The organism is Variovorax sp. RTB1, from assembly GCF_035018765.1.
Classification (GTDB): Bacteria; Pseudomonadota; Gammaproteobacteria; order Burkholderiales; family Burkholderiaceae_C; genus Variovorax.
Window position 1 is genome coordinate 17,766 of record NZ_JASJXG010000013.1, and the last position, 19,037, is coordinate 36,802.

Sequence of the window (19,037 nt, forward strand, 5' to 3'; positions counted from 1 at the left end):
CGCAATGACTTTGTCCCTGCTGCGACGTATCGCCGAGATCCGCGTGAGCGCGCCGACAACGCGACGCGCGATCCTCGACATGATCCTGGAAGACCCCGACCGCGTGCTCGGTGAAAGCTTCGAGCTGCTGGCCGAGCGCTCGCGCAGTTCGGTGCCGACCATCATGCGCACCTGCCGCGATCTCGGCTTTGCCGGGCTGCGCGAATTCAAGCTGGCGCTGGCACAAGAGCTGGCGCTGGGCGGCTCGCCACTGCATCGCCGCGTCAACATCGAAGACGCGGCCGACGACGTGGTTGCGAAGATTTCTCGCAGCGCGGCGGCCTCGGTTTCAGGGGTGCGCAGCCAGCTCGACATGGTGGTGCTCGAAGGTGCGGTCGCCGCCATCGCGGCGGCGCCGCACGTTGATTTGTACGGTGCGGGCGCGACCTCGTGGTTCATGGTCAACGACCTGCAGGCGCGGCTGTTTCGCCTCGGCATTTCCGCCAATGCATGGGCCGACTATCACTTGCAACAGGTCGCAGGTGCTGCGCAGCGGCCGGGCGGCGTGGTCATCGCGATTTCGCATGTCGGCGGCATGCCGTCGCTGCTCGATGCAGTCGACATCGCACGCGGCCAGGGCGCCAAGGTGGTGGCGCTGACGCGACCCGGCACGGCGCTGGCCGAGCGCGCCGACTTTTTGCTCGGTATGTCGGTGCCCGACGACGCGGTGATGCATGTCGGCATCGATGCGTACCTGGCGCATCTGACGGTCATCGAGATACTCACGGTACTCGTCGCGCAGCGCCGAGGCGAGCCGGCGGTGCAACGGCTGCAGCGCGCACGCGAAGCCTTTCAACGGCACGGCATCGACGCGGCCACGCATCCGCTGCAAAGCTGGGACGGCGGGGGGTTGAAGCATGGCTGAATCAGCTGCGACGGGCCTCACCCTTCTTCAGGATGGCTTGGTCGTCGACGGCACCGGCGGCCCGGGCTGGCCGGGAGATGTGCTGTTGCAGGGCGACCGCATCGTGGCCATGGGCGAAGGGCTTCGGCATCGCTTGCCGGCTGGCATCTACGTTGCCGAGGTCGATGTGATCGACTGCCGCGGCAAGGTGATCGCGCCGGGCTTTATCGACGTGCACACGCACGACGACGCCATTGTGTTGCGCGACCCTGCGTGCCTGCCCAAAGTGTCGCAAGGCATCACGACGGTGGTCACCGGCAACTGCGGCATTTCGCTGGCGCCGTATCGAACCGCGCAAGCAAAACCGCCGCTCACGTTGCTGGGCGCCGATTCGTTCCTGCACGCGACCATGGACGATTACCGCGCCGCCGTCGATGCCGCTCAACCCGCTCTCAATGTCGCCGCGCTGGTCGGCCACACCACCTTGCGTTTCGCAGCCATGCAGTCGCTCGACAAGGCCGCGACCCCCAATGAACTGGCGCACATGGGTGCGCTGCTCGATGCCTGCATGCAAGCGGGAGCGCATGGCTTGTCGTCCGGTCTGTTCTACGAAGAAGCCTTCGCGGCGCCGGCCGAAGAAGTCACGTCGCTGGCCCGCGTCGTGGCGCGGCATGGCGGCGTCTACGCCACGCATTTGCGCAGCGAAATGCAGGCGATCGTCGAGGCGATGCACGAGGCCGGCGACACGGCTTTCGAAGCCGGCGTGCCGCTCGTCATCTCGCATCACAAGTGTGCCGGCCCGGCCAACTGGGGCCGCACGCTGGAGACACTGCCGCTGATCGATGCGCTGGCTGGCCGCCAAGACATCGCCCTCGACGTCTACCCCTACGTGGCCGGCTCGACCGTGCTGCGCGAAGACCTGGTCGACGGCGTCATCGACGTGCTGTTGACGTGGTCGGACACGCACCCTGAAGTGACCGGTCGCCTGCTCGCAGATGTGGCGAAAGAGTGGGGCGTCGATCAGAAAGAAGCGTGCCGCCGCCTGCAGCCCGGCGGCGCGTGCTACTTCCAGATGCAGGAGGCCGATGTCGAGCGCGTGATCGCGCATCCGCGGACCATGATCGGCAGCGACGGCTTGCCGCACGACCGTCATCCGCACCCGCGTTTGTGGGGTGCGTTCCCGCGCGTTTTTGCGCGCTACTGGCGCGAGCGCAAGCTCATCACGCTGGAGCAGGCGGTGCACAAGATGACCGGCATGACGGCGCGCAACATGCGCATCGCCGACCGCGGCCAACTGCGTGTCGGTGCCATGGCCGACGTGGTCGTTTTCGATCCGGCGACCATTGCCGACACCGCGACCTACGACAAGCCGAAAAGCATCAGCGTGGGGATCGAACGGGTGTTCGTGAATGGGGTGCTGGCTTTTCGCAATGACGGCAATCAAGGCAAGCCCGAAGTGCTCGCGCGTGCCGGGCGCATGCTGACGCGTGCTGCGCGATAGCCGCCTGCAGGGTCAGCTCGCGATCGAGTACCCACCGTCGACCGGAATCGCCGTGCCTGTCACGAAGTCCGACGCCGCGCTCGCGAGGAACACCGCAGTCCCCGCGAGGTCTTCCGGCTGCCCCCAACGCGCCGCCGGCGCACGTGCGACCACACGCTCGCTCAAGCCTGCGACCTGCGCACGCGCGCCATCGGTCAAAGCGGTCTGAATCCAGCCCGGCAGGATGGCGTTCACCTGAATGCCATCTGCAGCCCACGACATGGCGGTCGCCTTGGTCAGCTGCACGATGCCTCCTTTGCTCGCCCCGTACGCCGGTGCATACGGCGCGCCAAAGATCGACATCATCGAACCGATGTTGATGATCTTGCCGCCGCCCGCTGCCTTCATGAGCGGATGCGCCGCACGGCTGCACAAGAACGCGCTGGTGAGGTTGGTGTCCATCACCTGGTTCCACTCGGCGAGCGTGAGCTGGTCGACCGACTTGCGCACTGTCATGCCGGCGTTGTTGACGAGGATGTCGAGCCTGCCGCAACGCTGGGCAAGCTGATCGAAAAGCGACTGCACCGAAGCTTCATCGGTGACGTCGGCGGCGAGCGCGAAGCTGTCGCTGCCCAGCGCGATCAACGCCTCGACGGCAGCGGCTGATTTCTCGGCATTGCGCGCCGCGATCACGACGCGTGCACCGGCTTGCGCAAGGCCCTTGGCCATACCGAGCCCGATGCCGCCATTGCCGCCCGTGACGAGCGCGACCTTGCCTGTTAAATCGAACATCCGCATGTCTCCATTGCTTCTTGAAAGCTAGAGGATACGGTTGAACCAGAAGATCGAAAGGCCCGCAGAAACCACGGCCAGCAGCGCAGCGGCCAGCGCGAAGAGGGCTGAGATCTCGGTTTCCTTTTTCTCCACGGTGAGGCGCGAGCTGAGCGTGTCGTAGACCTTCTTCAGGTCGCCCGCCGTGCCTGCGTAAAAATAGTCGGCGTTGGTCTTTTGGGCGACAGCCTTGAGCGTTTCTTCGTCGAGTCGCACGCGCATCGACCAGCCTTCGAAGCCAATCGTTTCGCCGTCGACCGTACCGACGCCGACCGTGTAGACGCGCACCCCGCGGTCGGCTGCGATCTTGGCGGCATCGAGCGGGTCGACACCGGTGGTGCGCTGGCCGTCGGTCAGCATGATGATGGCAGCGGAGGTGTACGAGCCGGGCGCGACCGGCACGAACTCCTTGGGCGCTGCCTTGCCAGCCTGTTCGATCGGCACGCCGCGCTGGCGGCTCGGCGCGTTGACCTTGTCGATGTCGATGCCGGCATCGGGGAACAGCGTGGCGAGCGACATCATGATGCCGTTGCCGGTGGCGGTGCCGCGCTGCAGTTGGAACGCATCGATGGCGGTGTAGAGATCTTCGCGGTTGGTGGTCGGCAGCTGCGCCACTTGCGCGCTGCCGGCAAAGGCGACGATGCCGACCTTGACGCTGCGCGGCAGGTCTTTCAAAAAGCCCTTGGCAGCTTCCTGCGCGGCCACGATGCGACTCGGCAGCACGTCGGCGGCGCGCATGCTGCCGGACACGTCCATCGCCAAAATGATGGTTTGGTTGTTGGATGGCAGCAGCACCACGGCAGTGGGACGCGATGCGGCGATGAGCATCGCAGCGATGGCGAGCAGAAACAGAAGTGGCGGAATATGACGCCGGAAGCTCTGCCCGACGCCCATCGCCTCGCGCACGATCGACAGGCTTGCATAGCGCATCGCCAGCTTTTTCTTGCGGCGCATCAGCCACAAGTACAAGACGATCAGCAACGGCAGCGCCAGAAGCAACCACAGGAATTGAGGCCACAGAAAGTTCATGGGGGTCATGCGAAGGCCTTGATGCTGCCCGCACCCGAGCGCACCTTGCGCTTGCGCAGGTCGGCGAAGCGCACGATGGCTTCGACCAGGTCGTCATCGGTCGAGAGTTCGAGCGCGTCGACGCCGGCCTTGGCCAAAGATGCGCGCAAAGTCGCTTCGCGTTCGGCCGCGATGCGCGCGAAGCGTTTGCGGAAACCCTTGTCGTGTGTGTCGACCCACAGCTGTTCGCCGGTTTCGGCATCGCGCAACGGCACCAGTCCCAAGTCGGGCAGTTCGAGTTCGAGCGGGTCGTACAAGCGCACGGCGATCACTTCATGGCGCTGCACCAGCTGGCCCAGCGGCTTCTCCCACCCGGGCTCGCTCAGGAAGTCCGACACCACGAAAACGGTCGAGCGGCGCGGCATCAGGTTGGCGGCCGACTTCAGCATGTCGGACAGCCGTGTCATGCCCTTTTGCAGCGGCAGCGCCTCGGCCCGGCGCTCCATCGCATGCAGCAGATGCAGCACGTGGCGGCGGCCACTGCGTGGCGGAATCACCGCTTCGAGGTCGTTGCCATAGACCAGTGCGCCGACGCGGTTGCCGTGCCGCGTGAGCAGCCGCGCGAGCACGCCGACGAAGCCGGTCGAGATCTCGCGCTTTGCCTTCAGACCCGAACCGAAGTCGACTGACCGGCTCAGGTCGAGCACGAACCAGGCCGACATTTCGCGGTCTTCGGTGAAGACGCGAACGTGCGGCGATTGCAGCCGCGCGGTCACGTTCCAGTCGATGTGCCGCACATCGTCGTGCAACTGGTATTCGCGCAGGTCGGCGAGGTCGAGCCCGGTGCCGCGCATCAGCGTGCGGTAGTCACCTTGGAGCAGACCATCGAGCCGGCGGATGACCGTCCACTCAAGTCGTCGCAACACGCGATCCACGCCCATCGCGGGCGACGCATCGTTGGCGGCAAGCTCCGGCGGTCGCTCCTGGATGGGCGACGTTGCAGGCGAGGGGGGCGTTCTACGCCACCAGCTTTTCATGCTCTAGCGGTTTTGCAGGGGCGGGCACGGCTCTCATGATCTTGTCGATGAGGCTGTCGGGCGTGAGCCCTTCCGACAGGCCTTCGTAGGACAGCGTGACCCGATGCCGCAGCACGTCCGGCACCAGCGCGGTCATGTCTTCGGGCAGCGCATAGGTGCGGCCACGCAGCAGCGCCAGCGCGCGCGCGCCTTCGGTCAGGTTGATGCTGGCGCGCGGGCTGGCGCCGAAGGTGATGAACCGGCGCATGTCTTTCAGGCCGTGCTTTTCGGGTGTGCGCGTGGCCGATACGAGCTTCACTGCATATTGAATCAGCGACGGGTCGACATACACGCGCCGCGCTTCGGCCTGCAATTGCGCCAATTGATCGGTTGTGGCAACCGCGGTCACTTCGACCGGTGGGCCGATCACGCGCTGCACGATGACGAACTCTTCCTCATCGGTGGGGTAATCGACCAGCACCTTCATCATGAATCGGTCGACCTGCGCTTCCGGCAGCGGATAGGTGCCTTCGGTTTCGATCGGGTTCTGCGTGGCCATGACCAGAAACGGGCGCGGCACCTTGTGCGTCTCGCCGGCGATGGTCACCTGCCGTTCCTGCATCACTTCGAGGAGCGCGCTCTGCACCTTGGCGGGGGCGCGGTTGATTTCATCGGCCAGCAACAGGTTGGCGAAGACCGGGCCGAGCGAGGTGCTGAAGTCGCCGGTCTTCTGGTTGTAGATGCGCGTGCCGACCAGGTCGGCCGGCACCAGGTCGGGCGTGAACTGGATGCGCTTGAACTGGCCCTGCACGGTTTCGGCCAGCGTCTTGATGGTGAGCGTCTTGGCCAGGCCCGGCACACCCTCGACGAGCAGATGGCCGCCGGCCAGGATCGCAACCATGACGCGTTCCAGAAAGCGGTCTTGACCGACGACTACGCGCTTCACCTGGTAGAGGATCTGCTCCATCAGCTCGGCGGTGGCGGGTGAGGGAGAGAACGACGGGTTTTCAGTGCTCATGGGATTTCGCTGGTTTCCGAAGGACGTTCGAAGGGGGTCAGAACGGCGGCATGCCCGCCGCCGCCGCCGCGTTTTCTATCGGGATCGCGAAGGCGATGCCGATGAAGGTGCGGGCCTGCGTCGGGTTCAGGATGGCGGTGACGATGCCCAGCACCTCTCCCTGCATATTGACGAGCGGACCCCCCGAGTTGCCGGGATTGGCCGCTGCGTCGAACTGGATCAGGTTACCGAGTTCCTGCTTGCCTTCAGGCGAGCGAAAAGATCGCTTCAAACCCGACACCACGCCGGCCGACACCGAAGGGCCGATGCCGAACGGGAAGCCCACCGCAGCCACCTGGTCGCCTGGTTGCAGGTCGGCCGTGGAGCGCATCGTTGCCGCGGCGAGATCGTCCGGAATCTTTTGCGCCTGCAGCACGGCCAGGTCGTTTTCGGGCTGCACGCCAGTGACGGTGGCGATCGACTCGAGCCCGTCGAAAAAGGTGACCTTGATCCTGGTGGCGCCTGCCACCACGTGCAGGTTGGTCAGGATCACGCCCTTGTCGACGATCACCACACCGGTACCGACGCCGCGTTCGTTGTCGCCCTCCGCATCGGCTTCGGGCGCTTTGCCCTTCGCCATGTTTCGGCCGCGCTTTTCAGTGGTGGCCTCGGGCGTTTTCTTTTCCGGACCGTAGCTCACGACTCGCACCACGGAGGGTCGGATGATGTCGGCTGCCTTGGCGGCAGGGGACGGCAGAACGGCGGTTTGCAACGAGCGCAGCACTGCTGCGTCGATGTCTTTTTGGGTGAGGGCGCGATTGCCCTGGTGCGGCCAGTAGTAACCGCCGCCGGCGGCCATTGCAACGCAGAGAGCGAGCAGGACGGCGAAGCCTTTTCTGCCAGACCCCGTGCCTGCCGACTTGACGCCACCAAGGGCCCCAGTCCGGGCGTTGGCGGCAGCCGTGGCCCCAGCGTCGCCCTCAGTGTTTTCCGGGGCCGAGCCGGCCGCGGACTGCGATGGGGTTCGGGGAGATCGGCTGTACAAACCTGGCCTGCGCATGGAGGCACCTCCGGTTAAAAGAAGACGCTAGTGCAATGACGGTAGCACGCTTTGTGCCGCCTTGCATTCGTTCGGGCATCATCGGCCGATGGCTCTTTTCATTGATACCCATTGCCATCTGGATGCAGCTGAATTCGGGATCGATGAGCCGGCAGTGCGCGCTCGCGCAGCCGCCAAAAACGTACGGCTGTGTGTTATTCCGGCGGTGGCGGCGTTCAACTTCGCGACCGTGCGCGACCTGGCCCACGCGCAGGGTGACGCCTATGCGCTGGGCATCCATCCCCTCTGCACCGGCGACGCGAAGGACGATGATCTCGACTTGCTGGACGCCGAGCTTGCGGCCCGCATCGACGACCCTCGCCTGGTCGCTGTGGGTGAGATCGGGCTCGATTACTTCGTCGAGGGTCTGGACGACGAACGACAGCAGCATTTCTTTCATGCCCAGCTGGTGCTGGCCCGAAAGTACGATTTGCCGGTGGTTATCCATGTGCGACGTTCGGTCGACAAGGTGCTCAAGCATCTGCGCCAAGTCGCTGCCGGGCGCCCGTGGCAGGGCATCGCGCACGCTTTCAATGGCAGCGAACAGCAGGCGAACGCTTGTATCTCGCTCGGGCTCAAGCTGGGCTTTGGCGGCGCTGTGACCTTCGAGCGGGCCCTCCAGTTGCGGCGCCTTGCCGCCAGCCTGCCGCTCGACGCGCTGGTCATGGAAACAGATTCGCCGGACATTCAGCCGCACTGGCTCTATCGAACCGCAGAGCAGCGTCAGGACGGCTCGCCGCAGGCTCGCAATGAGCCCGGTGAACTGCCGCGCATCGCCGAAGTGGTGGCGAGCCTGCGCGGCATGTCGATAGATGCATTGGCGGAGGCGACAACCCGAAACGCCATCGCATCACTTCCCAAGCTGGGCCCTCTGATCAATTCGCTGATCGACTTGTCGGTTCGGAACCACGAGGCCGCGTAGGCAAACGCCCCGACTTCGAAGCTTGTCTTCAACGTCAAGTTCTTTGGTGTCATCCTTGAAGCACCGTGGTTCGTTAGATCCACACAGTGACAAGTTCGTCACTTCAACTTTCAAGGAGATTCTTCATGAACGCATCTTTCATTCGCACCGTCCCGGCCGTGCTCGCCCTTGCCTTTGCATCGATCGGCCTGTCGGCTCAAGCGCAGACGCCCGCTCCTGCTACGGCACCAGCCGTGGCTCCCGCACCGACGGTGACCGAGCGCGCCAAGGAAGCCACCAAGGACGCTGTCGACGCGACCAAGAGCGGCACCAAGAAGGCCTACAACGCGACCAAGCGCGGCACCAAGAAGGCTTACCACGCGACCAAGCGCGTCGCCAAGAAGGGCGCTAACGTCGTCGAAGACGCAGGCCACAGCACCGCCAACGGCATGCGTGCCGCAGGCGCCAAGATCGGTGAAAAGATTCCCGGCACCGCAGAGAATGCAGCTGCCAAGAAGCAGTGAACCTGAACTGATCGTCGGCTGATCGATTGCCGATCGGCCGCTTGGTTCGACTTAACGAAAAACCCGCCGTGGCGGGTTTTTTGTCGTTCGGATGGCATCATCCGCACCCGCATGGCCACTAAAACGATGTCCCTCCCTGAAGTCAATTTTTCCGATTGGGGCGACGTGCGCTACCTGCACCTGGGCACGGAGTGGGTCCAGGGGTCGATGAAGATCGATGCTCCTTTTGAGATTGAGCTTGAATATGTGCAGCGCATGATGGCCTGGCTGTTGTTCGTCGAGCCCACGAGCGTGGCCAGCAGACATGCGATGCAGCTCGGGCTCGGCGCCGCGACGCTGACCAAGTTCAGCCGCAAGACATTGCGCATGCGAACCACTGCCGTCGAACTCAATCCACAAGTCGTGGCCGCCTGCCGTGGCTGGTTCAAGTTGCCGGCCGACGACGCCAAGCTGCAAATCGTCATCGCCGATGCCGCGGTCGAAATCAAGAAGCCGAAATGGCATGGCACCGTCGATGCGTTGCAGGTCGATTTGTACGACCACGAGGCCGCCGCGCCGGTACTCGACAGCGAAGACTTCTATGCGGACTGCCGCGCTCTGCTGACCGAGGACGGCTGCATGACGGTCAACCTGTTCGGTCGCTCGTCGAGCTATGAGAAAAGTCTGGAAAAGATCAGTGCGGCGTTCGGTGTCGGCGCGGTGTGGGCCTACAAGCCGACCCGCGAAGGCAACACCGTGGTGCTGGCCCAGCGCACGGCCAGTGAACCCAAGCGCGCCGCGCTTGCCGACCGGGCGCAAACCATACAGACTCGATGGGGTCTGCCTGCACCCAAGTGGCTGCGGGTCTTCAAACCTCAGACCTGATTCATGAGTGCCGCTCCCCGCTCCGTTCAACCCGCCGCTGCGATTCCCCCCGGCACCGCGGCCGCAAAGGCGCTGACCCGATACGAAGGGCCGCTCGATCTGCGGCATCTCGTTGAATGGCTGGCACGCGACGGCGTTATCTCGCCCGAAGAAGCCAAGCGCACCATCGCCCGCTGCGCCCAGGCTGAAAGCCGGCAGGCGCCGTTGGTGCGGCTTGCCAACGTTGCGATGACGCGCGAGAAAGACGGCAAGCCGCTCGATCTGGAAATGCTGACGCAGTGGCTGGCCGGTCGCGCAGGCCTGGCCTACCTCCGCATCGATCCGTTGAAGGTCGACGTGGGCAAGGTCGCCGACACCATGAGCGCGGCCTATGCCGAACGCCACAAGGTACTGCCCATTCAGGTGACGCCGAGCGAAGTCGTCATTGCCACAGCCGAGCCTTTTCTGACCGACTGGGTTTCCGAAGTCGAGCGGCAGGCGCGCCGATCGGTGCGCCGCGTAGTGGCCAATCCGACCGACATCCAGCGTTACACGGCCGAATTTTTCGCCCTCGCCAAGTCGGTCAAGGCTGCGCAAAAAGCGGGCGGCAACACGGGCGGCGCGAGCTTCGAGCAGCTGGTCGAGCTCGGCAAGAGCAACAAGCAGCTCGACGCCAACGACCAAAGCGTGGTGCAGGTGGTCGACTGGCTCTGGCAATACGCCTTCGACCAGCGTGCCAGCGACATCCATCTGGAGCCACGGCGGGAACAGGGCGTGATCCGCTTTCGCATCGACGGCGTGCTGCACCCGGCGTACCAGATGCCGATGGGTGTCATGAACGCGATGGTCGCGCGCATCAAGCTGCTCGGCCGCATGGACGTGGTCGAAAAGCGGCGCCCGCTCGACGGCCGCATCAAGACCCGGAACATGCGCGGCGACGAAGTCGAAATGCGTCTGTCGACTTTGCCGACCGCCTTCGGCGAGAAGATGGTGATGCGGATCTTCGACCCCGACACCGCGGTGAAAGATCTGGATGCGCTCGGCTTCGCGCAGCACGACGCCAAGCGCTGGGAGCAGCTCGTGACACGGCCGCACGGCATCATCCTGGTGACCGGCCCTACCGGTTCCGGCAAGACGACCACGCTCTATTCCACCTTGAAGCGCGTCGCGACCGAGCAGGTCAACGTGAGCACCATCGAAGACCCGATCGAAATGATCGAGCCTTCGTTCAACCAGACGCAGGTGCAGCCGCAACTCGACTTCGGATTTACCGAAGGCCTGCGCGCCCTGATGCGGCAGGATCCGGACATCATCATGGTCGGCGAAATTCGCGACCTGGCCACGGCCGAAATGGCGGTGCAGTCGGCACTCACCGGCCACCTGGTTTTCAGCACGCTGCACACCAACGACGCACCGAGCGCCATCACGCGGCTAATGGAGCTGGGTGTGCCGTCGTACCTCATCAACGCAGTGATGCTTGGTGTGCTGGCGCAGCGGCTGGTGCGTACGCTGTGCACGCACTGCAAGCTGCCCGACGCATCGATTACGCGCGAGAAACTCGCCGAGTTCGTCAAGCCCTGGCAGATCACCGGTTCGGTCAGCGCGTACAAGCCGATCGGTTGCGTCGACTGCCGCATGACCGGCTACATGGGGCGCATGGGCCTCTATGAATTGCTCAGCATCAGCGAGGCTTTCAAGGCGCAGGTCAACAAGGAGCCGAACCTCGGCGCCTTGAAGCGTCAAGCCGTTACCGACGGCATGCGACCTCTTCGGCTTGCCGGCGCTCTGCGCGTGGCTGAAGGCCTCACCACCATCGAAGAAGTGCTGAGCGCCACCCCGCCGCTCGACTGAGCTACGGGGTTATCCCTAGGCTTGCATTAGGTGGAATCCACATCGTCCTGACCTCTGCCTGACCACACAATCGCGTGGTTCGAAATATGTCGAGGAGACGGGTTCATGAAAATTAAAAGTCAGAAAGACTTTTTCTCGGGACTGATGTTCGCCATCACCGGGATCGCGTTCGCCTGGGGCGCGACGACCTACAACGTGGGCAGTGGTGCCCGGATGGGGCCGGGTTACTTTCCGCTGATGCTGGGCGTCGTGATGTCAGCTATCGGGCTCGTCATCATCTTCACCGCGCTCACAGTTGAGACCTCCGATGGCGAAAAGATCGGCAGGTGGGCGTGGAAGCAGGTGGTCTTCATCCTGCTGGCCAACTTTGCTTTTGGCGTGCTGCTCGGCGGCTTGCCCAGCATCGGCTTGCCGGCCATGGGTCTCATCGTCGCCATCTACGCGCTCACGCTCATCTCGAGCCTGGCGGGCAACGAGTTCAACCTGGTCAAGGTGATCGTTCTCGCCACGGTGCTGGCTGCGGGCAGCTATGTCGCATTCATCCTGGCGCTCAAGCTGCAAATTCAGGTGTGGCCCACCTTCATCACGGGTTAAGGGAGCACACACATGGACCTGATTCATAACCTCTCGATCGGCTTCGGCGTCGCGTTCACCTTCACGAACCTGCTGTACTGCCTGATCGGCTGCATTCTGGGCACGCTCATCGGCGTGCTGCCCGGCATTGGCCCGGTCGCGACCATCGCGATGCTGCTGCCTGCGACCTATGCGCTGCCACCGGTGTCGGCACTCATCATGCTGGCCGGCATCTACTACGGCGCGCAATACGGTGGCTCGACGACTGCCATTCTGGTGAACCTGCCGGGAGAATCGTCCTCGGTGGTGACTGTCATCGACGGCTATCAAATGGCGCGACGAGGGCGAGCCGGACCTGCGCTCGCTGCGGCTGGCCTGGGCTCGTTCTTCGCGGGCTGCGTCGGTACCTTGATCCTTGCCGCCTTCGCACCGCCGCTGACCGAACTGGCCTTCAAGTTCGGCCCGGCCGAATACTTCTCGCTGATGATCCTGGGCCTGATCGGTGCCGTGGTGCTGGCCTCGGGTTCGCTGTTGAAGGCGATCGCGATGATCGTGCTGGGCCTCTTGATGGGCCTGGTCGGCACCGACGTCAACTCGGGCGTCGCGCGCTACAGCTTCGACATTCCCGAACTCACCGACGGCATCGGCTTCGTCGCCATCGCCATGGGCGTGTTCGGTTACGGCGAAATCATCGCCAACCTGTCGCAGCCCGATGAAGACCGCGAAGTGTTCACCGCCAAGGTGACCGGCCTGTTCCCGACCAAGGAAGACTTCCGCAACATGGTCCCGGCAATCCTGCGCGGCACAGCGCTCGGTTCTGCCCTCGGCATCCTGCCCGGAGGCGGTGCTTTGCTGGCCTCGTTCGCGGCCTACACCATCGAGAAGAAGACCAAGTTGCGCCCGGGCGAAGTGCCTTTCGGCAAGGGCAACATCCGTGGCGTGGCCGCACCCGAATCGGCCAACAACGCCGGTGCGCAAACGTCGTTCATCCCGCTCTTGACGCTCGGCATTCCGCCCAACGCGGTGATGGCGTTGATGGTCGGCGCCATGACCATCCACAACATCCAGCCGGGTCCGCAGGTCATGACCAGCAACCCTGAACTGTTCTGGGGCCTGATCGCATCGATGTGGATCGGCAACGCGATGCTGGTGATCCTGAACCTGCCGCTTATCGGCATGTGGATCAAGCTGCTGTCGGTGCCGTACAAGTACCTGTTTCCGTCCATCGTGCTGTTCTGCGCGATCGGCGTTTACTCGACCAACAACAACACCTTCGACATCTGGCTGGTGGGTATCTTCGGCTTCATCGGCTACCTGTTCTACAAGCTGGGGTGCGAGCCTGCGCCGCTGCTGCTCGGCTTCATCCTGGGGCCGATGATGGAAGAGAACCTGCGGCGCGCGCTCTTGTTGTCGCGTGGCGACTGGAGCGTTTTCGTGTCGCGGCCGATCTCGGCGGGCCTGCTGGCGGCTGCGTTGCTGCTGCTGGTGATCGTGCTGTTGCCGGCAGTCAAGAACAAGCGCGAAGAGGCGTTCGTCGAAGAGTAGGCACAGCGCATCGAAACAAGCGAGCGGCACCTTGGGGTGCCGTTTTGCTTTAATCGACGGCATGCAGCGCAACCACTTTCTTCGAGCGTCGCTCGCCATGGCCGGGGTATTCACCTTCGGCGGCGCCTGGGCGCAGACCTATCCCACCAAGCCGATCCGCCTCGTAGTGCCGTTCCCGGCCGGCGGCGCCACCGATCTTTTCGCACGCACGTTGTCGCAGAAGATGGGCGAAAAGCTCGGCGCCACGCTGGTGGTCGAGAACCGGCCCGGTGCCGGCGGCGCGATCGGGTCCGACATCGCGTCCAAGGCGACGCCGGACGGCTACACGCTGCTGCTCGCCACCACCAGCACGCACTCGATCGGCCCGGCCATGACCGTCAAACTGCCGTACGACACGGTGCGCGACTTCACGCCGATCGCGCATGTCGGCGACGCGCCGAGCGTGATGCTGGTGCCCAACGACGCACCCGCCAAGACGGTGCGCGAGTGGATCGACTACGCCAAGAAGAACCCCGGCAAGCTCAACTACGCATCGAGCGGCAACGGCACCATCGTGCAGTTGACGGCGGAACTGTTCAAGTCGCAGGCCGGCATCTTCGTGACGCACATTCCGTACAAGGGCACGGCGCTGGCCATCCCCGACCTGATCAGCGGCAAGATCGACGTGCTTTTCGATTCATTGCCGACCGGCATGCCGCACGTGCGCGACGGCCGGTTGCGCGCGCTGGGCGTGACGACGCTCAAGCGCAGTCCGTTGGCACCGGATTTGCAACCCATCGCCGAAGTGCTGCCGGGCTTCGAGTCGAACACCTGGTTTGGCCTGTATGGGCCGAAGGCGCTGCCGGCGAATCTGGTCACGCGCATCAACACTGCCGCCAACGAGGCGCTGGCCGACCCGGAGGTGCGCGCCAAGCTGTCGCGCCTCGGCATCGAGCCGACCACCAGCACCCCGCAGGAGCTGGCCAGCATGGTCGCCGCCGACGCGGCCAAGTGGAAAAAGATCATCACCGACCGCAACATCAAAAACGACTGAGCTCCATGAAATTCGACTACGGCAATCCCTATACGTCCACGCGCATTCCTGTCTTCGCGCGCAACGTGGTGTCGACCTCGCACCCGCTCGCGGCGCAGGCCGGGCTGCGCATCCTGCAACAGGGCGGCAACGCAGTAGACGCGGCGGTAGCGGCCGCCGCCGTGATGACCTTGGTCGAGCCGGTAAGCAACGGCCTGGGCAGCGATTCGTTCTGCATCCTGTGGGACGGCAAGAAGCTGCATGGACTCAATGCATCGGGTTGCGCGCCGCAAGCCTGGACGCCCGACTACTTCAAGCGCAAGTACGGTGCCGACGCCCGCACGCCGCCACAGCGCGGCATGGATTCGGTGACGGTACCCGGCGCGGTCGCGAGTTGGGTCGCGCTGAGCGAGCGCTTCGGCAAGCTGCCGTTCGCCGACCTGATGGCGCCCGCCATCGAGACGGCCGAGCGCGGCTATCTGGTGCCCCCGGTGGTACAGCAAAAGTGGGAGGCCGCGACGTCGCTCTTGCAATCGCAGCCGGGCTTTGCACAAGGCTTCTTGCCATGGGGCCGCGCGCCCGAAGTCGGAGAACTCTTCAGGTTTGCCGCGGCCGCACGCGCGTTCAAGTCGATCGCGGCCAGCAAGGGCGAATCGTTCTATCGCGGTGAGATTGCCGCGGCGATCGAGAAGTTTTCGACCGCCAACGGCGGCAGCCTGAAAGCCAGCGACCTCGCCAATTGGAAGCCCGAATGGGTCGAACCGATCTCGCGCGACTACCGCGGTTACACGTTGCACGAGATCCCGCCCAATGGCCAAGGCATCGCAGCGTTGATCGCGCTTGGCATCCTCGAGAAGTTCGACATCGCCTCGATGCCGGTCGACTCGGTGGCGTCGCAACATCTTCAGATCGAGGCGATGAAGCTGGCCTTTGCCGACGTGTACCACCACGTGGCCGAGTCATCGGCGATGGCGGTGACCCACCTGCAAATGCTCGATGACGACTACCTGGCCTCGCGTGCCAAACTGATCGACGTGAAAAAAGCGCAGAACTTCGGCGTCGGCAACCCTGTCAAGGGCGGCACCATCTACCTCACCGCGGCGGACGAGAGCGGGATGATGGTGAGCTTCATCCAGAGCAACTACATGGGCTTCGGGTCGGGCTGCGTCGAGCCTGAGTTCGGCATCAGCCTGCAGAACCGCGGACACGGCTTCAACCTCGACCCGGCAAGTGCCAATGTCGTGGCACCCGGCAAGCGGCCTTTCCACACCATCATTCCGGCTTTTCTTACCAAGGGTGGGCAGCCGGTCATGAGCTTCGGCGTGATGGGCGGCAACATGCAGCCGCAAGGGCATATGCAGACTCTCGTGCGCATGCTCGACTACAAGCAGAACCCGCAGGCCGCCTGCGATGCGCCACGCTGGCGTTTCAACGCGGGACTCGAGATCAACGTCGAGTCGGCGATGAACCCGAAGACGATCGAAGGGCTCGGCGCGCTCGGCCATCGCATGGAAGTCATCAACGACTCGTACCAGGACTTCGGTGCCGGGCAGTTCATCTGGCGCGTCGGTGAAGAAAAGGGCAATCCGGCCGTCGAGGGTTACGTGGCGGCCAGCGATGCGCGACGCGACGGCGTGGCCGCAGGATTCTGATCGCCTGTGTCATCCGCCACGACTGCAGCCGACGCACAGGCACATAGCAAGTCCATCGCCGGCGGGCTCGTGTTGGCCACGGTCGGCGCGATCGCTTTCAGCGGCAAGGCGATCATCGTCAAGCTCGCGTACCGGCATGGTGTCGACGCGGTCACGCTCATCATGCTGCGCATGCTGTTCGCACTGCCGTTGTTCGTGATCATGGCGTGGTGGTCGGGTCGCGGCAAGCCGGCGCTCACCACGCGCGACTGGATCGGCGTGTTCGGCCTTGGTTTTTCGGGCTACTACCTCGCAAGCTTTCTCGACTTTGCCGGGCTGGCCTATATCTCGGCCGGATTCGAGCGCTTGATCCTGTACCTCAACCCGACCTTGGTGCTGTTGTTCGGCTGGCTCTTGTATCGGCGCCGCGCCTCGCGTGCGCAGATCGTGGGCATGGTCATCAGCTACACCGGCGTGCTGCTGGTGTTCGGCCACGAGTTGCTGAGCAGCGGCGCAAGCCGAGGCGGAACCAGCGGAACCGATGCGGCGTGGGGCACCTTGCTGTGCTTCTTGAGTGCGGTGAGCTACGCGGGCTACCTTATCTACAGCGGTGAGTTCGTCAAGCGGCTCGGCTCGCTGCGGCTGGTCGGGCTGGCGACCAGCGTGGCCTGCGTGCTGTGCATCGCGCAATTCGTGCTGCTGCGGCCGATGAGCGCGGCGTTCGAAGTGGCACCGCAAGTCATATGGTTGTCAGTGCTCAACGCGACGCTGTGCACCGCGGTGCCGGTGTTGATGGTGATGATGGCGATCGAGCGCATCGGCGCGGCGGTCACTGCGCAAACCGGCATGGTCGGTCCGGTATCGACCATCCTGATGGGCTCGTTGATATTGGGCGAGCCGTTCACCGCATGGATCGCCGCGGGCACGGCGCTGGTCATCGCGGGTATCTTTGTTTTCACACGGTCGGGCCGTTAGCGCCCAAGGAGCAACCCCATGGATTTTGGAATCGCAGGCAAGACGGCGCTGGTGTGCGGCGCGAGCAAGGGTCTCGGCTTCGGCAGTGCGCTGGCGCTGGTGCAGGAGGGCGTGAACGTGGTGATCGTCGCGCGCGGCGCCGAGGCGCTCGAAGCCGCTGCGGTCAAGCTGCTGGCGGCACGCGCGGGCGGGTCTGCGGCGGCGACGCCGTGGGTCAAGACCGTGGCGGCCGACATCACGACCGAGGCGGGTCGTGCGGCTGCTTTTGCGGTGCACTCCGACTTCGACATCGTCGTCACGAACGCGGGTGGTCCGCCTCCCGGCGACTTTCGCGACTGGGATCGCGAAGCGTGGATCAAGGCAGTCGACGCCAACATGCTGACGCCGATCGAACTCATCAAGGCCACGGTCGACGGCATGGCGGCACGTGGCTTCGGGCGCATCGTCAACATCACATCGAGCTCTGTGAAGGCGCCGATCGACATCCTCGGCTTGTCGAACGGGGCCCGCAGCGGGCTCACCGGCTTCGTGGCAGGCGTGGCGCGCACGAGCCTCGCGGCCAAGGGCGTGACCATCAACAACCTGCTGCCGGGCGCCTTCGATACCGATCGGCTCAAGGGCACCATGGCCGGCACCGCCAAGAAGACCGGGCAAGACATCGACGCGATTCGCGCGGCCCGGCAAAAGTCCATTCCGGCGGGGCGCTTCGGCAACCCCGAGGAGTTCGGAGCCATCTGCGCTTTCTTGTGCAGCATGCAGGCGGGCTACGTGAATGGACAAAACGTGCTGGCCGATGGCGGCGCCTACCCAGGCACTTACTGACGAGCGTCCCGGCCGCGATCGTGGCACCATGCGCCTCTGATTTTTTTGGAGACATCGATGAAGAGCAAAGCCGTCCGCATCGACCGCCATGGCGGTCCCGAAGAACTGAAGATCGTGGAGGTCGATGTCGGCGAGCCCGGCCCCGGTGAAATACGCATCCGCCACAAGGCGGTCGGTTTGAACTTCATCGACACCTACCAGCGCAGCGGGCTCTATCCGTTTGCGATGCCACTGCAACTCGGCATGGAAGCCTCGGGCATCGTCGAGGCGGTGGGCGAGGGCGTGACGCACCTGAAGGCCGGCGACCGTGCGGCATATGCCAGCCAGCCGCCGGGCAGCTACTGCGAAGTGCGGGTCATGCCTGCCAAGTGCGTCTGCAAGCTGCCCGATGCCATCTCGTTCGAGACTGGCGCCGCCATGATGCTGAAGGGGTTGACAGCCCAGTACCTGCTCAAGAAAACACTGCCGGCCGAAGGCTTGCAGGCGGGCGACTTCATCCTTTTTCACGCCGCTGCGGGTGGCGTCGGGCTCATCGCTTGCCAATGGGCGAAGGCGTTGGGACTGCAGTTGATCGGTACCGCCGGCAGCGACGCCAAGTGCAAGATGGCGCTCGACCATGGTGCTGCATTCGCCATCAACTACAGCACCGAAAACTTCGCGGAGCGTGTGAAGGAAATTACCGGCGGCAAGGGCGTGAAAGTGGTCTACGACTCGGTCGGCAAAGACACTTTCGAAGGCTCGCTGGCCTGCCTGCGACCCTTTGGCTTGCTCGCCATCTTCGGCAACGGCTCCGGCGCGGTGCCGCCGTTCAACCTGGGCAAGCTGGCTTCCGGCGGATCGCTGTACGTGACGCGGCCGACCTTGTTCACGCACATCGCCACCCGAGAGGCGACACAAGCGGCGGCCGACGATCTGTTCAAGGTCGTCGAAAGCGGTGCAGTCAAGATCTCGATCGACCAGCGTTACCCGCTCACCGAAGTGGCGCAGGCGCATCGCGACCTCGAAGCGCGCAAGACCACGGGTTGCACGGTGCTGACGCTCTGAAC

General features: G+C 64.3%; 18 protein-coding genes. 13 read left to right on the plus strand and 5 right to left on the minus strand.

Going from position 1 to position 19,037, the window contains the following annotated elements:
* Positions 1–4: 4 nt before the first annotated feature.
* Both QN397_RS10700 and QN397_RS10705 read left to right on the plus strand, forming a co-directional pair.
* Positions 5–904: a MurR/RpiR family transcriptional regulator gene (locus tag QN397_RS10700; RefSeq protein WP_323497678.1), complete on the plus strand. Its 900-nt coding sequence runs from the start codon at positions 5–7 to the stop codon at positions 902–904.
* Positions 897–2,384, plus strand: a complete 1,488-nt coding sequence (locus QN397_RS10705; RefSeq protein WP_323497677.1) for a D-aminoacylase — start codon at positions 897–899, stop codon at positions 2,382–2,384. Before QN397_RS10700 ends, QN397_RS10705 begins: the two co-directional genes overlap by 8 nt.
* Before the next feature lie 12 nt (positions 2,385–2,396).
* On the opposite strand, the gene QN397_RS10710 is transcribed toward QN397_RS10705, so the two are convergent.
* From QN397_RS10710 to QN397_RS10730, 5 genes are read right to left on the minus strand one after another with little or no spacing between them, the layout of a single operon-like run.
* On the minus strand, positions 2,397–3,155 hold the full coding sequence (locus QN397_RS10710; RefSeq protein WP_323497676.1) for an SDR family NAD(P)-dependent oxidoreductase: 759 nt from the start codon (positions 3,153–3,155) through the stop codon (positions 2,397–2,399).
* A 27-nt stretch (positions 3,156–3,182) separates the two neighbouring features.
* On the minus strand, positions 3,183–4,223 hold the full coding sequence (locus QN397_RS10715; RefSeq protein WP_323497675.1) for a VWA domain-containing protein: 1,041 nt from the start codon (positions 4,221–4,223) through the stop codon (positions 3,183–3,185).
* Between the two features lie 5 nt (positions 4,224–4,228).
* Positions 4,229–5,239 carry a DUF58 domain-containing protein gene (locus QN397_RS10720; protein WP_416352195.1) on the minus strand — a complete coding sequence of 337 codons (1,011 nt, stop codon included), beginning with the start codon at positions 5,237–5,239 and terminating at the stop codon, positions 4,229–4,231.
* Positions 5,220–6,236 (minus strand): MoxR family ATPase, encoded by a 1,017-nt coding sequence (locus tag QN397_RS10725; protein ID WP_323497674.1) that lies wholly within the window; start codon positions 6,234–6,236, stop codon positions 5,220–5,222. Before QN397_RS10725 ends, QN397_RS10720 begins: the two co-directional genes overlap by 20 nt.
* 37 nt (positions 6,237–6,273) lie before the next feature.
* The gene (locus tag QN397_RS10730) at positions 6,274–7,275 is read right to left on the minus strand and encodes a S1C family serine protease (protein ID WP_323497673.1); all 1,002 of its coding nucleotides are present in this window, start codon (positions 7,273–7,275) and stop codon (positions 6,274–6,276) included.
* Between the two features lie 88 nt (positions 7,276–7,363).
* On the opposite strand from QN397_RS10730, the gene QN397_RS10735 reads away from it, so the two are divergent.
* The 11 genes from QN397_RS10735 (at position 7,364) to QN397_RS10785 (ending at position 19,035) form a co-directional block, all read left to right on the plus strand.
* A complete protein-coding gene (locus QN397_RS10735) occupies positions 7,364–8,236 on the plus strand; it encodes a TatD family hydrolase (protein ID WP_323497672.1) in 873 nt (290 codons plus the stop codon).
* 125 nt (positions 8,237–8,361) lie between these two features.
* The gene (locus QN397_RS10740; RefSeq protein ID WP_323497671.1) at positions 8,362–8,739 is read left to right on the plus strand and encodes a hypothetical protein; all 378 of its coding nucleotides are present in this window, start codon (positions 8,362–8,364) and stop codon (positions 8,737–8,739) included.
* 111 nt (positions 8,740–8,850) lie between these two features.
* Positions 8,851–9,603: a spermidine synthase gene (locus tag QN397_RS10745; RefSeq protein WP_323497669.1), complete on the plus strand. Its 753-nt coding sequence runs from the start codon at positions 8,851–8,853 to the stop codon at positions 9,601–9,603.
* 3 nt (positions 9,604–9,606) lie between these two features.
* A complete protein-coding gene (locus QN397_RS10750) occupies positions 9,607–11,433 on the plus strand; it encodes a GspE/PulE family protein (protein ID WP_323497668.1) in 1,827 nt (608 codons plus the stop codon).
* Between the two features lie 105 nt (positions 11,434–11,538).
* Positions 11,539–12,027 (plus strand): tripartite tricarboxylate transporter TctB family protein, encoded by a 489-nt coding sequence (locus tag QN397_RS10755; RefSeq protein WP_323497667.1) that lies wholly within the window; start codon positions 11,539–11,541, stop codon positions 12,025–12,027.
* A gap of 12 nt (positions 12,028–12,039) precedes the next feature.
* The gene (locus QN397_RS10760) at positions 12,040–13,551 is read left to right on the plus strand and encodes a tripartite tricarboxylate transporter permease (RefSeq protein ID WP_323497666.1); all 1,512 of its coding nucleotides are present in this window, start codon (positions 12,040–12,042) and stop codon (positions 13,549–13,551) included.
* Positions 13,552–13,612: 61 nt separating this feature from the next.
* Positions 13,613–14,584: a tripartite tricarboxylate transporter substrate binding protein gene (locus tag QN397_RS10765; RefSeq protein ID WP_323497665.1), complete on the plus strand. Its 972-nt coding sequence runs from the start codon at positions 13,613–13,615 to the stop codon at positions 14,582–14,584.
* A gap of 5 nt (positions 14,585–14,589) precedes the next feature.
* Positions 14,590–16,215 (plus strand): gamma-glutamyltransferase family protein, encoded by a 1,626-nt coding sequence (locus QN397_RS10770; RefSeq protein ID WP_323500857.1) that lies wholly within the window; start codon positions 14,590–14,592, stop codon positions 16,213–16,215.
* A 6-nt stretch (positions 16,216–16,221) separates the two neighbouring features.
* Positions 16,222–17,169, plus strand: a complete 948-nt coding sequence (locus QN397_RS10775) for a DMT family transporter (RefSeq protein WP_323497663.1) — start codon at positions 16,222–16,224, stop codon at positions 17,167–17,169.
* Positions 17,170–17,187: 18 nt separating this feature from the next.
* Positions 17,188–17,991, plus strand: coding sequence for an SDR family oxidoreductase (locus tag QN397_RS10780; RefSeq protein ID WP_323497662.1), 804 nt, complete (start codon positions 17,188–17,190; stop codon positions 17,989–17,991).
* A gap of 57 nt (positions 17,992–18,048) precedes the next feature.
* Positions 18,049–19,035, plus strand: coding sequence for a quinone oxidoreductase (locus tag QN397_RS10785; RefSeq protein ID WP_323497661.1), 987 nt, complete (start codon positions 18,049–18,051; stop codon positions 19,033–19,035).
* The last annotated feature ends 2 nt before the right edge of the window (positions 19,036–19,037 follow it).

Coding starts and splice junctions, on each gene's coding strand:
- QN397_RS10740 (WP_323497671.1), top strand. CDS start 8,362: ATGAACGCATCTTTCATTCGCACCGTCCCGGCCGTGCTCGCCCTTGCC.
- QN397_RS10735 (WP_323497672.1), top strand. CDS start 7,364: ATGGCTCTTTTCATTGATACCCATTGCCATCTGGATGCAGCTGAATTC.
- QN397_RS10750 (WP_323497668.1), top strand. CDS start 9,607: ATGAGTGCCGCTCCCCGCTCCGTTCAACCCGCCGCTGCGATTCCCCCC.
- QN397_RS10715 (WP_323497675.1), bottom strand. CDS start 4,223: ATGAACTTTCTGTGGCCTCAATTCCTGTGGTTGCTTCTGGCGCTGCCG.
- QN397_RS10785 (WP_323497661.1), top strand. CDS start 18,049: ATGAAGAGCAAAGCCGTCCGCATCGACCGCCATGGCGGTCCCGAAGAA.
- QN397_RS10705 (WP_323497677.1), top strand. CDS start 897: ATGGCTGAATCAGCTGCGACGGGCCTCACCCTTCTTCAGGATGGCTTG.
- QN397_RS10725 (WP_323497674.1), bottom strand. CDS start 6,236: ATGAGCACTGAAAACCCGTCGTTCTCTCCCTCACCCGCCACCGCCGAG.
- QN397_RS10700 (WP_323497678.1), top strand. CDS start 5: ATGACTTTGTCCCTGCTGCGACGTATCGCCGAGATCCGCGTGAGCGCG.
- QN397_RS10765 (WP_323497665.1), top strand. CDS start 13,613: ATGCAGCGCAACCACTTTCTTCGAGCGTCGCTCGCCATGGCCGGGGTA.
- QN397_RS10745 (WP_323497669.1), top strand. CDS start 8,851: ATGGCCACTAAAACGATGTCCCTCCCTGAAGTCAATTTTTCCGATTGG.
- QN397_RS10780 (WP_323497662.1), top strand. CDS start 17,188: ATGGATTTTGGAATCGCAGGCAAGACGGCGCTGGTGTGCGGCGCGAGC.
- QN397_RS10730 (WP_323497673.1), bottom strand. CDS start 7,275: ATGCGCAGGCCAGGTTTGTACAGCCGATCTCCCCGAACCCCATCGCAG.
- QN397_RS10755 (WP_323497667.1), top strand. CDS start 11,539: ATGAAAATTAAAAGTCAGAAAGACTTTTTCTCGGGACTGATGTTCGCC.
- QN397_RS10770 (WP_323500857.1), top strand. CDS start 14,590: ATGAAATTCGACTACGGCAATCCCTATACGTCCACGCGCATTCCTGTC.
- QN397_RS10720 (WP_416352195.1), bottom strand. CDS start 5,239: ATGAAAAGCTGGTGGCGTAGAACGCCCCCCTCGCCTGCAACGTCGCCC.
- QN397_RS10760 (WP_323497666.1), top strand. CDS start 12,040: ATGGACCTGATTCATAACCTCTCGATCGGCTTCGGCGTCGCGTTCACC.
- QN397_RS10710 (WP_323497676.1), bottom strand. CDS start 3,155: ATGTTCGATTTAACAGGCAAGGTCGCGCTCGTCACGGGCGGCAATGGC.